Here is a 601-nt window from a genome sequence, read left to right as displayed (position 1 = left end):
CTATGTGCCAGGCTTTACCTTAAATGGAGCAATAAATAGCGCCTTGTATTTGTCTTATAAAAAGCAGAGTCTAAAAGATGTGTTTTTTTGTTCTACTTTCATGTTTTACGAAAATGACAAGCTACTTGAAGAAGAAAATATAAAAAAATACTTCCTATTTTCTAAAACATCAACGCAGATAGACAACACCCGACGTACAGCAAAAGAAGGTCGATTATTTAACATTGAATTTATAAGCCCCACAAGCAAGGTTATAGATGAAAATGCACCAAAACAACTGACATTAAAAGGCAGTATATTTTTAAAAGATGAAAAATTTAAAGAAGAACTTATCACAATTTTAAAGTCTGGAGTTGTAAAAGTTGGAGGAGAAATTAAGCATGGTTTTGGCAAAGTAGAATTTGTGATTATTAAAGAAAGCGAAATATCCAATGATTATAAAATAACAGTAAAAGAAAACGAAAAGCTAGGAATACTTGTAAAATACAATCAAGAATACGCAGATTTTATCGATGGAAAAATTGATGTTATATTTACAAGAAGAACTCACTATAAAATAGGATATGGTCTAAGAAAAAGTTATAAAGGAGTGTTCTTTTCT

1 protein-coding gene is annotated in these 601 nt (G+C 29.6%); it reads left to right on the top strand.

Annotated elements, in window-relative coordinates; translation table 11 throughout:
• Positions 1–100: 100 nt before the first annotated feature.
• On the top strand, positions 101–601 hold a 501-nt coding region (locus ACP5S8_RS08530), incomplete at its 3' end, for a hypothetical protein (protein ID WP_461876508.1).

Origin of the sequence: Hydrogenobaculum sp., from assembly GCF_049967395.1 — a bacterium.
Taxonomy (GTDB): Bacteria; Aquificota; Aquificia; order Aquificales; family Aquificaceae; genus Hydrogenobaculum.
This window is presented reverse-complemented; position numbering and strand designations above follow the sequence as displayed.